We start from the raw sequence: 13258 nt of genomic DNA, 5'->3' as shown, positions 1-13258 counted from the left end.
TCGGTGAGAATTCTGCAAACTCGGAGTCAGACCGATCGATCCGCCACGCAGTCTGCGAACCTACATGCTGGGACAAGGGATTTCGGTCTCTCGGGGTGAACTCACACAATTTTCGCGCACTTGTTCTTCGGCAACCGGCGTCCATGGCCCGGTTGCAGCCGACGGACATGGGATTGGCCCCGTTGCGCGCGGATGATCGGCTGGGGCACCGCCGGACAGCTGTGGGCGACGTTGGCCCCGTTCAGAAGCCCTGTTTGGCGACGTAGACCATCGCCTGGATTGTCTGCCACCCAATTGGCGCCGTCGCCCACGGAGACGACGCCGAGCCATACACTTGCCGCGTGAACATCAGCAAAGCCATTGTCGGTGCAGCGATAGCCCCTGTCCGGGCCGGCGTCGCGGTGGCCGACGCCGGACTCGCCGTTGCGGCCATCGCGCTCGGGGCTGTGAAGCAATCCTTGGGCGAGGAAGGCCCCAAGACAGTAGACCCGATTACCGACCTGTTTCCGTTGCGCGGCGCACTCATAGGCGCCAATCGAGTTGCCGAATTGACCGAAAACGACCGGGCCATGGGGCGCGCTCTGGTCCGCGGCGGGCCGGCGGACAAGCTGATGCGTCCGGGTGGGGTTGTCGACCTGTTGACCGCGCCCGGCGGTTTACTCGATCGGGTATCCGTTGAAGGTACCGCGTTAGAGCGGATCCTGGCGCCCGGTGGGCTCGCAGATCGGCTGCTCGCTGAGGACGGGCCGGTCGAGCGGATGTTCGCCGAGGACGGCATTATCGAGCGGATGTTCGCCGAGGACGGCGTCATCGACAAGCTGCTGGCTAAGAATGGACCGCTAGAACAATTCACCGAAGCCGCTGAAATCCTGAGTCGGCTGCAGCCCGCTATCGAGAGGTTGACGCCCACCGCCGACACCCTCGAGTCTGCTGTCGATACCCTCAACAGGATGGTCAACACGCTCAGTGGCATCACAGACCGTATTCCGCGGCGGCGATCGACGCGGCCGACGGTGCGCTCGAAGCGCAACCTGGACCAGGATGCCGTCGATCAGTGAGCCGACCGGCTCACTGACTCACCACCGCTAAAGTACCAATTGTTGGTATCCTCGGGCGCGTGGGCAAGAACACCTCGTTCAGCCTCGATGAGCATTACAGCGCCTTCATCGAGCAGGAGGTCGCGTCGGGCCGATACCGCTCGGCCAGCGATGTCGTGCGTACTGCTTTGCGATTGCTTGAAGATCGTGAGACCCGCCTGCGGGCACTGCGCCAGGCACTGATCGCTGGCGAACGAAGTGGCGAGTCGACACAATTCGACTTCGATGGGTTCGTTGGGCGCAAGCGGGCTGAGAAACCTCGCCCCGGGTGAGCCGGTATGACTTTCGCTCGCCGCACGCGCGGATCTAGAACAGATCTGGCATGACACCCCTATGAGACCTGGGATGACGATCAGGCCGAGAAGTACGTTCGCGAGATCCAACGGGCAATCGAACGAGTCGTGGAAAAGCCGATGATCGGACGGGCCTGCGACGAAGTCCGCCCCGGCTACCGGAAGCACGCTGTACTACCGGATTGCCAGCGTCGACGCGATCGATGTGGTGCGCATACGCCACCAACGGATGGATGCCGACCAGCATTTCGACTGACCTGCGCAGCGCGATGCCGACGCCAAGACCCCCCGCGACCGTCGATCGTAGGAAACTAACCGGATCGTGAGACAAACTGGGCGACAATCGCTTTGAGACGACGGGTGCATCGCAGGTCGCGTCGGTCGCGAGATGCAGTCCGTGCAGAACCTGCAGGTTTGCCTGTACTACTGCGAACGAGCAGAGCAGCAGACGGGGTAGAGTCCCGATACTGATTTCAACCAGGCGGGACACGCAATGACTGCCACCATCGACCCGGCCGATTTCTTCGGCGACGCAGCCATCCAGGACCCCTACCCGCTGTATGCCCGGCTGCGGAGTGCGGGCGGCGTTCATCGCGTCGGAGATTCGGAGTTCTATGTGGCCAGCAGCTGGGCGGCGATCACCGACGTGGTCAACCGGCCCGAGGTCTTCTCGTCGAATCTGACCGCGACCATGACATTCACCCCCGCGGGTGGGGTCGTCCCGTTCCCGATGGACGGCGTGGGCGGCCGGACCCACATCCTGGTCACCGCCGACGACCCCGTGCACGCCGCGCATCGCAAGTTGATGGTCGGCCAGTTCACCGCCAAACGCGTGCAGGCACTGCAGCCGCTGATCACGCGAATTTTCGAAACCCTCTGGGCCGCAGCAGCTTACGACGGCACCATCGAGTGGATGGGCGCCGTCGCCAACCGGTTGCCGATGAGCGTTGTCGCCGACCTGATCGGTGTCCCCGAGGCCGATGCCGACCAGCTGGCGCGATGGGGTTATGCCAGCACCCGACTGCTCGACGGGCTGATGTCGGCCGACGAGCTGGCCGCGTCGATGGCCGCGATCGGCGAGTTGAGCGCCTACATCGCGACGCGTCTGCGGGTGGCCACGACCAGCCCGCGTGATGACCTGATGGGTGTGCTGGCGCAGGCGTGCGAGGCCGGCGAGCTCGACGCCTTCACCGCACAGCTGATCCTGGTCGCGCTGTTCAGCGCTGGCGGGGAGTCGACGGCATCGCTGCTGGGCACCGCGGTGTCCATGCTGGCCACCGATGCGGCGCTGCAGCGACGGCTCCGCGACCAGCCGGATCTGCTCGGTGTCTTCATCGAGGAGACGCTGCGGCTGGAGCCGCCGTTTCGCGCGCACTACCGCCATGTCCTGGGCGACACCGAACTCGTGGGTGCCGCGCTGCCGAAGAACTCGCGGGTGCTGCTGTTGTGGGGCGCGGCGAACCGCGACCCCGCCCATTTCGAGGCCCCTGACGAATTTCGGCTGGACCGTCCGATCAGCAAGGCGCACATGAGTTTCGGCAAAGGCATCCACTTCTGCCTGGGCGCGCCGCTGGCCCGGCTCGAGGCCGCGACCGTGCTGCGGATGGTGCTGGACCGCACCGAGTGGTTCGAGGCCGCCGACATCGGCCCTTGGCTACCCAGCGTGCTCGCACGCCGGCGGCAGTTCCTGCGGTTGACCCTCAGCTGACGTCGGCGCCCGGTCCTGGTGCCATCGAGCGTCGGGAAAGGGTAGGTGTCTCCGGACAAGGTCCGTCTCGTCTCGTATCCGGGAAAGGTGTCCAATTCAACGCACGAGCCGTAGCCGCCACCCTGCCAGTCGCAGCGTCAGCCGCGGACAGCCGGAACGTTCACAGCAAGGTCACCGGAACCGCTCGAAAGAACCCCGGCGTTCGTCAGACAAGCTCTCGTGAGCCGTCACGAGATAGTTTGGCGCCCGCACCTGTCGTCGAGGATTGGCGTTTCTTACGTCGCGGCACTATTTTACTGGCGTGCTGTCAATAGCTGCAGGTGCCGTCGCTCGGTGGATCTCCCCTTTTCTGGCGGTTGCGACCGTTGTCGGCGTGATGCTTTCTACCGCCTCCCTGCAGGCCGGCCCCACCCCCGCGATCCGTCTGGCCGACGGGGGAAACCCGCTGGCTGGACAGCCTTTTTACGTGGACCCGGCGTCGGCGGCCATGGCCGCCGCGCGCAACGCCAATCCGCCGAGTCCGCAGCTGACCGCCGTCGCCAATACCCCGCAGGCGTACTGGCTTGACCAGGCATTTCCAGCCGGTTCGGTAGGCGCGAGGGTCGCCGGGTACACCGGCGCGGCACAGGCTGCCGGCAGCATGCCGATTTTCGCGCTGTACGGAATTCCGCATCGCGACTGCGGTAGTTACGCGTCCGGCGGGTTCGCGTCGGGGGCAGACTACCGCCAGTGGATCGACAGCATCTCGTCCGGCCTGGGCGGCTCGCCGGCGGCGATCATCGTCGAACCCGACGCACTCGACATGGCCGGCTGCCTGTCGGCTGACCAGCGCCAGGAACGCTTCGATCTGATCCGCTACGCGGTCGACACCCTGACCCGCGATCCGGCCGCGGCCGTCTACGTCGACGGCGGACACTCGCGGTGGTTGAGTGCCGAGGAAATCGCCGCCAGGCTCAACCAGGCCGGTGTTGGCCTTGCGCGAGGGTTCAGTCTCAACGTCTCGAACTTCTTCAGCACCGACGAGGAAACCGGTTACGGCGAGGCGATTTCGGGGATGACGAACGGTGCGCACTACGTGATCGACACGTCGCGCAACGGCGCCGGGCCTGCGCCCGACTCGGCACTGAGCTGGTGCAACCCCGGCGGGCGCGCCTTGGGCACCCCGCCCACCACGGCTACTGCGGGCGCGCACGCCGACGCCTATCTGTGGGTCAAACGTCCCGGCGAATCCGACGGATCATGCAACGGAGGCCCTTCGGCGGGTCACTTCGTGAGTCAGTACGCCATTGATCTCGCCCAAAACGCGGGCCAATAAGACGACTGCCCGACGCGTGCCCGCATCGAGCGCAACGGGGACCTAGCCGCGGGATGGTGTCGACGTTGGATTAGCGTGACCGGGTGCTGGGTACGGTCGCGGTGGAGAATTACCGTTCGCTGCGCCAACTGGTCGTCCCGTTGCACCAGCTCAACGTCGTAACCGGCGCCAACGGCACTGGCAAGTCCAACCTGTATCGAGCGTTGCGCCTGCTGGCGGATTCGGCCCGCAACGGCGCGGTGGCCGCGCTGGCCCGCGAAGGTGGGTTGAGCTCAACGATATGGGCCGGGCCGGCGGTGATCGGTAAGTCAGTGCGCCAGGGGCGTCATCGGGTTCAGGGCACGGTACGCACGGAGTCGGTCAGCCTGAAGCTGGGCTTTGCCGGTGACGAATTCGGCTATGCCCTGGACCTCGGACTGCCCATCGCCACGCGCACGGAGTTCGGGCTCGATCCGGAGGTCAAGGTCGAGGCGCTGTGGGTGGGTTCGGTGTGGCGCCCCGCCACGGTGATAGCCCAGCGCGGTGGCCCTACTGCACGGGTGCGAGACGGTGACGGTGGCTGGCATGTGATCGCCGACGTGCTGCGGCCGTTCGACTCGATGCTCAGTGAGCTTGCCGACCCGGTGCGGGCGCCGGAGTTGATGCAGCTGCGTGAGCGGATGCGCAACTGGCGGTTTTACGACCAGCTGCGCACCGACACCGACGCGCCCGCGCGGCAGCCCCGAATCGGCACGCGCACACCGGTATTGGGTCACGACGGCGCGGATCTGGCCGCGGCCTTGCAAACGATTCGAGAGATTGGCGACGACGAGGCGCTCAGTGAAGCCGTCGAGCGCGCGTTTCCGGGTAGCAGCGTCGATATCCGTAACGCCGAAGGCCGCTTCGAACTCGTTCTGCACCAGCCGGGGATGCTGCGGCCACTGGGCGCTGCCGAGTTGTCCGACGGCACATTGCGATATCTGCTTTGGGCCGCAGCCCTGCTGACACCACGTCCACCCCAGCTGCTAGTGCTCAACGAACCCGAGACCAGCCTGCACCCGGAGTTGTTGCCCGCCTTGGCATCGTTGATCGCCACTGCAGCCGAGCACAGCCAAATTGTCGTCGCCACCCACTCCGAGCCCCTTGTCGCGACCCTGCAACAGGCCACAGACGTGCACACCGTGCGCCTGACCAAAGAACTCGGTGAGACCCGCATTGCCGGCCAGCGGCTGCTCGACCAACCGCCATGGCATTGGCCGCCGCGCTAGTGAGCGCCGACGGGAGCGTGAATGTTTCTGGCGCCCTTGACATTGCGCAGGCCGGAACAGTTCACGCAGCCAACGCAGCCGACACAGTCGGTACAACGCACGCATCCGACACAGGCCACGCACCGGGCGCAGGCAATGCATGCCAGGCATGCCACGCATTCCCGGACGGCTACGCACAACACACTGAGCACGCTGGCAATCACTGCGACACTGCCCGCGATAGCCGCCGACCCGGCGACCGCGACACTGCCCGCGGTCGCGACCGAACCCGCCACGGCGACACTGCCCGCGGTCGCCGCCGACCCGGCGACGGCGGCGCTGCCGGCGGTCGCGATGGAGCCCGCGACCGCCATGCTGTCGCTACTGGCTAGCGAACCGACGATTGTGTCGTTTTCTGCCGTGACCGCGGTGACCGCAGTGTCCCAGGGAATTGCCATGCGCCCATCTTCGCAGCTATCGCCGCGGAATCGAGGTACGCCGCGACACCGATCACTACCCGACGGCCGCGGTCAGGGCGCCGTGATGACCTTCGCGAGCGACGGGCATCAGTCCTATGCGCTCGTCGCGGCTTTGCCGGTCCGGTGGCGCTCGAGACCTTCGGCCCTTGCAGAGGTGACGTTGTACTGGGGACGGCGCGTGCGGCGGGCCGTATCGTGACCGCAAGCGATCAACTGGGAGAGGTAGCCTCCGGCTTGTTCGCTAGGCGACAACCGGATGCCCTACCACCGTGTTAAGCAGCAGCGCGCGTTTCCGCTCTCGCCGCACCTACTCCCGCTTGGGGACCGCTATCCGAGCCAGGTCCTCCGCGATGACCAGGTCGCCGTCGAACACCTCGGCCGCCTCGTCGCGGTAACGCCGGGCGTCGGGGTATCTCTGGGAGAAGTGCGTCAGCACCAGCCGCCGCACCCCGCACTCTGCTGCCACCCGCGCCGCCTGCCGCGCGGTCAGATGCCCGTAATGTGCGGCCAAGTCCGAGTCCTCGCTCAGGAAGGTCGCCTCGATCACCAACAGGTCCACGCCCTCAGCCAGAGCGTAGACCGCGTCGCACAACCGGGTATCCATCACGAAGGCGAATCGCTGGCCACGGCGTGCCTCACTGACTTCTGACAAATCGACAGTGCGCCCGCCGATGTGGACCGACCCGGCCCGGTGCAACTCACCCACCGCGGGCCCTGCGATGCCAAAGCGCGCCAGCAGCTCGGGCACGAACCGTCGACCGTCGGGCTCGATCAGGCGGTAGCCGATCGCGTCGACGGAATGATCGAGCTTGCGTGCTTCCAGGACTCCGAACGCTCCCGTCGCCACCGGGCCGTCTGCGGCAACCGGCTCAGCGTGCACGTTCGCCCGGTCGTGGAAAATGCACGCATGGCGCAGCCGCGCGAAGAATTGCCGCCCCGAGGCCGGAAAGTAGGCGTGCACCCGGTGTTGTGCCCCGTCCAGCGACAGCCGTTGCACCACGCCGGGCACGCCCAGGCAGTGGTCGCCGTGAAAATGCGTTAGACATAGCCGCGTCACCGCGGTGAGGGGCACACCGGCAAGCAGCATTTGCCGTTGGGTCCCCTCGCCGGGATCGAACAGCAGCCGCTCCTCGTCCCAGCGCAGCAGGTAGCCGTTGTGGTTGCGGTGTCGGGTAGGCACCTGACTTGAGGTGCCGAGCACAATCAGCTCCCGGACCGACACAGTCCGAGACTACGGCCCGCGAAGAATTCCGTCGCCCACCACCGTCAGGCACCGCAGGCAGAAGCCGGTGACATCCGGCGGCTTCGTCTTATCGTCGAGCCGTGACGATCAGCTACGACGATGCGTTACGGGAGCGGATCCGGGCACATTTGGCCGGCCACGACCGCCGCGCGGTGACCGACCCGACCAAGCGGCACGCTGCCGTCGCGGTGGTGCTGGTCGACTCCGAGGTCGGTGAGGACGGGGTGGATCCGGTGCCGGTGGCCGAGCGGATCGCCGGCCGGCCACCGCCCGAGCCAGGCCTGGACAGTCGCATGGTAGACGCGTCCGGTGGTGCCGCTTTCCTCTTGTGCCGCAGAGCATCTCGCCTCACTTCGCATGCTGCGCAGTGGGCGCTGCCCGGAGGCCGGGTGGATCGGGGGGAAAGCGCGGTCGACGCGGCGCTGCGGGAACTCGACGAAGAGGTCGGCATCCGATTGTCCGACTCGGCGGTGCTGGGCCTGCTCGACGACTACTCGACGCGGTCCGGATATGTCATCACCCCGGTGGTGATCTGGGGTGGCGGGCGGCTGCAGCCCCGCCCCGCACCCGACGAGGTGATGGCGGTGTACCGGGTGGGGCTTCACCAACTGCAGCGCGACGACTCGCCGCGATTCACCGCAATCCCGGAGAGTCCGCGGCCGGTCGTGCAGATCCCGTTGGGTAATCACCTGATCCACGCGCCCACGGGTGCAGTGCTGCTGCAGCTGCGGTGGCTGTGCCTGGAAGGTCGCTCCGACCCGGTCGACGAGTTTGAGCAACCGGTATTCGCCTGGAAGTAGGCAGCGCGCCGCCGATCGCCCACAGCAGGGCTTCGGCGCGCTTTTCGCTTGAAATCCGTGGCGGCCCCGGGGATTCCGATCCCTGGGTTTGCTTCACGGCATCGGCATGACCCCAGCCACACCAAGCATCACTATGATGCCCGGCAACAGGTTGGTCACCTGGTGTGCGACGATGCTGGCCAACAGGCCACCGGAGTACAACCGCGCAAGCGCGATCGGGATCGCCACCACCACCAATAGCGGAGCCCGGGTGAACTCGAGATGAGCCAGCGCGAACACCACGGTGGTTACCACCAGCGCAGCCCACCGCCCCCAGCGTCGATCCACCGCTCCCCACAGCAGCCCCCGAAAGATGATCTCCTCGCCCAGCGGCCCGACGAACACCACCAGCGCAAACACGGCCACCGCCCACGGCCAGGAAGCCTGGACGCCAGTGAAGACGCTGGCGACAGCGGATTTCGCGCCCGGCCCGGCGACCGAGGCGTAGAGCACCGAGGCGGGCACCGTGACGAACAGCCCGCCGAAACCGAACAGCAATCCCAGCCCCACACCGTGCCACGACCAGTGCAGCTTCAGGTCGGTGCGGGGACCGTTGCCGCGCAGCGTCGTGATGAGCACGGCCAGTGCGGCCGCGATCACGGTCGGGGCTCCCACCGCCAGTGCAAGCATGCCCGCAGACAGCGGGCCCCTACCGGCGAGGACGACGACGAATACGGCTGAGGCCAGCAAGTAGACTAGCCCTACCAGCGAGAAGGCGCCCAGACCCCAGCGAGGTACCGAATCGGAAACCGGTGCCGAAAACCCTGACGGCCCGGGCGCGGCCGTCTCGTCGACGCGATCTGTTTCCACGGCCGTGACGCTACCGCTTCACGGCAGCGCGGGCACGTCACGGCTTGGACGGGCAGCCGGTCCGCCGTCACGCCAAGTATCGCGCTTCGATGTCGACCTGCGAGTCGAACGCACCGGTGATTACCCGGAACGCCCCAGCCGGGCGGCATCTTCGAGCAGATCAGCGGCCAGGGCGATACTTTTCGCCGGTGTGATCAGTTGCGCGGCGACCTCACGCGCCCGAGCGACGCGTTGCGGAGTGAGGATGGACCGCAGGTCTGCGACCAGGGTGTCGTGGGTGGTGGCCGAAAACTGGCGTCCAGCACCAACTCCCAGCTGATCGAGCCCGGCCGCCCAGAGCGGCTGGTCGAGCCAGAACCACAGGATCAACGTGGGGATTCCGGCCCGCATCCCCGCGGCCGTGGTGCCGGCACCGCCATGGTGAACGACTGCGCGGCAGCCTGGAAAGACGGACGCATGATTCACCGCGTCTACGATCTTCAGGTGGCCGGCATGGGCGATGCCACGGAAGTCGTTGACACCGCCGCAAATCAGTGCTCGTTCACCTAATTCCGCGCAGGCGCTACTGATCATGGCAACCGTGTCGGCGGGGCATTCGGTCGGTGTGCTGCCGAAGCCGAAATAGATGGGCGGTGTATCCGCGGCCATCCAGGACAAAACCTCGTCGTCGGCGCCCGTCGGCAATTGCAGTGTCAGCGCGCCGACGAAGGGCTGCCGGCCGCGCGGTGCTATCCAATCGGCTGCCCGTCCCGGCAGGCAGAGTTCGTCGTAGGCCTGGATTTCCAGCATCGCCGGCGACTCGCTGTCCTCAGGTAACCCGAGTGAACGTCGTTGGGCTTCGTCGACCGCCGTGGTGATCAGCGGTGACATCCCGCCGGAAGCCCACAGACCTGTCGGGAAGAAATGCAGGGCTGCCGCTGGAATATCTTGGTATTCAGCGACATTGGCGACCAGGCGTTGTTCGGTGAAGCTTGCCAACAGCAGATCGGCCTCAGCCGCCAGTGCCGTCAGGGCCGCACTCTTATCCGCGTTGACCTGGCTGACATGCTCGATCACTTGAGACAGCAAGCCGATCGGATTGCGGTTGCGGGTCGCGAAGTCGCGGACCAGATCCATGGCCGGGTTCAGCTGCTCGCGCGAGTCCGGCCCGTAGGCCACGGCAGTGAGGCCCGCTGATTCGACAAAGCCCACCATGTTGGGCGGCACCGCCATACAGACGTCGTGACCGCGCCGCAGCAGTTCGCGAGCCACGGCGGCGCAGGGTTCGACATCGCCGCGGCTGCCATAGCTTGCTACCACGACCTTCATCGCGGATACCTACCGGGTGACGGCTATCGGATGGGCAATCCGGTCAGCGCCCGCGAGATCACCAGGCGTTGAATCTCGCTGGTCCCCTCGAAGATCGTGAAAATCTTGGCGTCACGATGCATCCGCTCGACCGGGTAGTCACGGGTATAACCGTTGCCGCCCAGGATCTGAATCGCCTCATCGGTGACGTATACGGCTGTCTCGCTGGCCACCAGCTTGGCCATCGAGCCCTCCGCCGAGTCGAAGCTCTGATTGTTGCGCGCCATCCAGCCGGCCCGCCACACCAGCAGCCGAGCTGCGTCGATCCGGCTCTTCATGTCCGCCAATTTGAATGCCACCGCTTGGAATTCGCCGATCTTGCGACCGAATTGCTCGCGCTGGCAGGCGTATTCGAGAGCATACTCGTAGGCGGCGCGGGCCACGCCCACCGCCATTGCTCCCACCGTAGGCCGGGTGCGTTCGAAGGTCTTCATCGCCGCCTGACCGCCCACCGAGGCGCCGGACTTCGCCCGAGCGATCCGCGCCTCGAATTTCTCCCGGCCGCCGAGAATCAAGTCTGCGGGCAGTCGCACGTCGTCGAGCATCACCTCGGCGGTGTGCGAAGCGCGGATGCCGTGCTTCTTGAACTTCTGCCCCTGGGCAAGACCTTTGGTGCCGGGCGGGATGATGAACGTGGCCTGGCCGCGGGTGCCGAGCTCCGGATAGACCGACGCCACCACGATGTGCACGTTGGCGATACCGCCATTGGTGGCCCAGGTCTTGGTGCCGTTGAGCACCCACTCACCGGCCGCCTCGTCGTAGCGTGCGCGGGTGCGGATGGCGCCGACGTCAGAACCCGCGTCGGGTTCCGAGGAGCAGAACGCGCCCAGCTTGGGATCGCCGGCCGTGCCGAACATCTCGGGCAGCCAGCGGCCCAGTTGCTCCGGAGTTCCGTTGCCGGCCAAGGCAGCTGCGGCCAGGCCGGTGCCCATGATCGACAGCGCGATGCCGGCGTCGCCCCAGAACATCTCCTCGAAGGCGGTCAGCATGCCCAGCCCTGTCGGCTCCGCTGCCTGCTGCCCGAAGAAGTCGGGGGAGTACAGGCCGACCTTGGCCGCCTCCTGGATGACCGGCCACGGAGTCTCTTCCCGTTCGTCCCACTCGGAGGCGGCCGGGCGGATCACTTCGGTCGCGAACTCGTGCACCCAGTCGCGCACCTGTATCACGTCGTCGCTCAGTTGCAGTGAGAATGTCATGGCTCTACTCCTGAAATAGTGTGGTGCTCAACGGGTGTCGGCGTACTGCGCGAGGACGCTTACCGTCTGGTTGACCCATGCCTCGAAATACCGATCGTCATCGATATTTCCGGGGGTTCGGCCGGTCAATGCCTGCAGCGTGGCGGCGTGGGACAAGGACGCGAATGCGACGGCGGCGGCCGCTTCCGGGTCGGGTATCCGGGTGCGACCGGAACGGTTGGACGCAGCCAGTTCGTCGGCGAATCGCTGATAGGCATTGTCAGTGATGACTTGCCATGTCTTTTCGTCGAGATCGCCGAGTGCATCGGGCTCGCGCAGCATGACTTTGAGTAGGTCTTCGCTGTGTTTCAGGTTGTCCCAGATCAGCCGGCCAGCAGTGCGCACCGCCTGCTCGACGCTGTCCGGTTGCCCCGCGTCGTACTGCTCCCGCGCGGCCACGATGCTGTCGATACGGTGCGCTACCGCGGCCTCGAGCAGTTCACGCTTGGAGCCGAAGTGCTTGTAGAGCGCGCCCGATCCGGGCGCCAGCCCGGACGCCCGCTGGATATCGGCAACTGACGTGGCCGCGTACCCCTTGGCGGCAAAAAGCTTCAGTGCTGCCGACAGCAAACGATCGCGCCCCGAGACGGGCATAGTGAGAGAGTACTCACTCACCTGCAGTGTGGCAAGCGGGTCAGGGCGGATTCAGCGATCGAACGTCCAGATCTGGGCTTCTGCATTGTGCGGCCTGGGGCGCTGACTTCGCTAGCACTGCCGCTCTTCTCCACATACATGTTGGTAGGGAATGGTTTACGGAAACGAATGCGTTAGAACCGGTTTGGCCGCCACACTTTTCAGGTGAGCGGAGAACGTAATACCATGGCAACAAGTCCGGCTATCTTGGCGGCACATACCGCAGCTAGACGGCTTATCAGGATCGGCAATTATGGGTAAATGGCGTTTAGCGGTTGGGATTACCTTGATCGCAACGATTATCTCGGCGGCATATTATTTGATCGGCAGTAGCGAAGTTGGTCAGCGGCCGCAACGTATTGGCGATCATGTTCAGCTGCCGCCGGTGCGCCTCGACAGCCCGGTCTCGTTGGAATCAGCTATTCAACGTCGCCGGTCGGTGCGAGAATATGCAGACGAACCGCCGTCGTTGGACGAAGTCTCGCAATTGTTGTGGGCGGCCCAGGGCATCACGCACGAAAACGGTTACAGAACAGCGCCTTCAGCCGGAGGGCTGCATCCGCTGGAAATTTATCTGCTGGCTGGCGCAGTGAATGGCCTCAGGCCTGGCATTTATAAGTACCTGCCATCCGGACACCAACTGCTGGAGGTGTCCAACCAGGACCAGCGGGACGACCTCTACCTAGCTGCTTTGAAGCAAGACCCCATCCGGCAGGCACCTATTGTGATTGTTTTCGCTGCGGTCTACCAGCGCACACAGGTCAAATACGGTGATAGAGCGCCGCGCTACGTACATATGGAGGTCGGAAGCGCCGCTCAAAATGTGTACCTGCAGGCCACCGCGCTGGACCTGGGAACCGTCTTTATCGGCGCATTCTTGGACGACCGAGTAAACGCAATTCTCGGTTTGGCGGAGGATGAGCAAGCGTTGTGCTTGATGCCAGTGGGCATACGGCGGGCTCCGCAGTAAAGAAGACAGGTTACTTCGCCACCAGCGGCGTAACGACCAGCTTCATTCGCAGCCGCTGCACCA

Annotated in this window: 13 protein-coding genes and 1 pseudogene; 8 read left to right on the top strand and 6 right to left on the bottom strand. The window is 65.4% G+C overall.

Annotation, left to right across the window (positions count from 1 at the left end; translation table 11 throughout):
• Positions 1 to 341 precede the first annotated feature (341 nt).
• The 6 genes and pseudogenes from CDN38_RS13260 to CDN38_RS13235 all read left to right on the top strand — a co-directional run bounded on the left by CDN38_RS13260 (position 342) and on the right by CDN38_RS13235 (position 5660).
• Complete coding sequence (locus CDN38_RS13260) at positions 342 to 1058, top strand: hypothetical protein (RefSeq protein WP_075509314.1); 717 nt, start codon at positions 342 to 344, stop codon at positions 1056 to 1058.
• A gap of 59 nt (positions 1059 to 1117) precedes the next feature.
• Positions 1118 to 1369 carry a type II toxin-antitoxin system ParD family antitoxin gene (locus CDN38_RS13255; protein WP_075509315.1) on the top strand — a complete coding sequence of 84 codons (252 nt, stop codon included), beginning with the start codon at positions 1118 to 1120 and terminating at the stop codon, positions 1367 to 1369.
• A 43-nt stretch (positions 1370 to 1412) separates the two neighbouring features.
• Positions 1413 to 1646 (top strand): annotated as a pseudogene (locus tag CDN38_RS32195) (type II toxin-antitoxin system RelE/ParE family toxin).
• 237 nt (positions 1647 to 1883) lie between these two features.
• Entirely contained in the window at positions 1884 to 3098 is a 1215-nt protein-coding gene (locus CDN38_RS13245; RefSeq protein WP_075509316.1) for a cytochrome P450, read from the top strand.
• 265 nt (positions 3099 to 3363) lie between these two features.
• Positions 3364 to 4413, top strand: a complete 1050-nt coding sequence (locus CDN38_RS13240; protein WP_075509317.1) for a glycoside hydrolase family 6 protein — start codon at positions 3364 to 3366, stop codon at positions 4411 to 4413.
• An 83-nt stretch (positions 4414 to 4496) separates the two neighbouring features.
• On the top strand, positions 4497 to 5660 hold the full coding sequence (locus CDN38_RS13235; RefSeq protein ID WP_075509318.1) for an AAA family ATPase: 1164 nt from the start codon (positions 4497 to 4499) through the stop codon (positions 5658 to 5660).
• On the opposite strand, the gene CDN38_RS13230 is transcribed toward CDN38_RS13235, so the two are convergent.
• Both CDN38_RS13230 and CDN38_RS13225 read right to left on the bottom strand, forming a co-directional pair.
• Entirely contained in the window at positions 5657 to 6013 is a 357-nt protein-coding gene (locus CDN38_RS13230) for a hypothetical protein (protein ID WP_082276960.1), read from the bottom strand. The genes CDN38_RS13235 and CDN38_RS13230 overlap by 4 nt on opposite strands.
• A gap of 412 nt (positions 6014 to 6425) precedes the next feature.
• The gene (locus CDN38_RS13225) at positions 6426 to 7340 is read right to left on the bottom strand and encodes a ribonuclease Z (protein WP_075509320.1); all 915 of its coding nucleotides are present in this window, start codon (positions 7338 to 7340) and stop codon (positions 6426 to 6428) included.
• A gap of 101 nt (positions 7341 to 7441) precedes the next feature.
• Here CDN38_RS13225 and CDN38_RS13220 point away from each other — a divergent pair, with 101 nt between their 5' ends.
• A complete protein-coding gene (locus CDN38_RS13220; RefSeq protein WP_075509321.1) occupies positions 7442 to 8161 on the top strand; it encodes an NUDIX hydrolase in 720 nt (239 codons plus the stop codon).
• A gap of 93 nt (positions 8162 to 8254) precedes the next feature.
• On the opposite strand, the gene CDN38_RS13215 is transcribed toward CDN38_RS13220, so the two are convergent.
• The 4 genes from CDN38_RS13215 to CDN38_RS13200 all read right to left on the bottom strand — a co-directional run bounded on the left by CDN38_RS13215 (position 8255) and on the right by CDN38_RS13200 (position 12186).
• Positions 8255 to 8923 (bottom strand): CPBP family intramembrane glutamic endopeptidase, encoded by a 669-nt coding sequence (locus tag CDN38_RS13215; RefSeq protein WP_233027188.1) that lies wholly within the window; start codon positions 8921 to 8923, stop codon positions 8255 to 8257.
• Positions 8924 to 9130: 207 nt separating this feature from the next.
• On the bottom strand, positions 9131 to 10318 hold the full coding sequence (locus CDN38_RS13210) for a glycosyltransferase (RefSeq protein ID WP_075509322.1): 1188 nt from the start codon (positions 10316 to 10318) through the stop codon (positions 9131 to 9133).
• A 23-nt stretch (positions 10319 to 10341) separates the two neighbouring features.
• A complete protein-coding gene (locus CDN38_RS13205) occupies positions 10342 to 11553 on the bottom strand; it encodes an acyl-CoA dehydrogenase family protein (RefSeq protein ID WP_075509323.1) in 1212 nt (403 codons plus the stop codon).
• 27 nt (positions 11554 to 11580) lie between these two features.
• A complete protein-coding gene (locus CDN38_RS13200) occupies positions 11581 to 12186 on the bottom strand; it encodes a TetR/AcrR family transcriptional regulator (protein WP_075509324.1) in 606 nt (201 codons plus the stop codon).
• Positions 12187 to 12478: 292 nt separating this feature from the next.
• On the opposite strand from CDN38_RS13200, the gene CDN38_RS13195 reads away from it, so the two are divergent.
• Positions 12479 to 13195, top strand: a complete 717-nt coding sequence (locus CDN38_RS13195) for a SagB/ThcOx family dehydrogenase (RefSeq protein WP_082276954.1) — start codon at positions 12479 to 12481, stop codon at positions 13193 to 13195.
• Positions 13196 to 13258: the final 63 nt, after the last annotated feature.

It is taken from the genome of Mycobacterium ostraviense (assembly GCF_002705925.1).
GTDB classification, from domain to species: Bacteria; Actinomycetota; Actinomycetes; order Mycobacteriales; family Mycobacteriaceae; genus Mycobacterium; species Mycobacterium ostraviense.
This window is presented reverse-complemented; position numbering and strand designations above follow the sequence as displayed.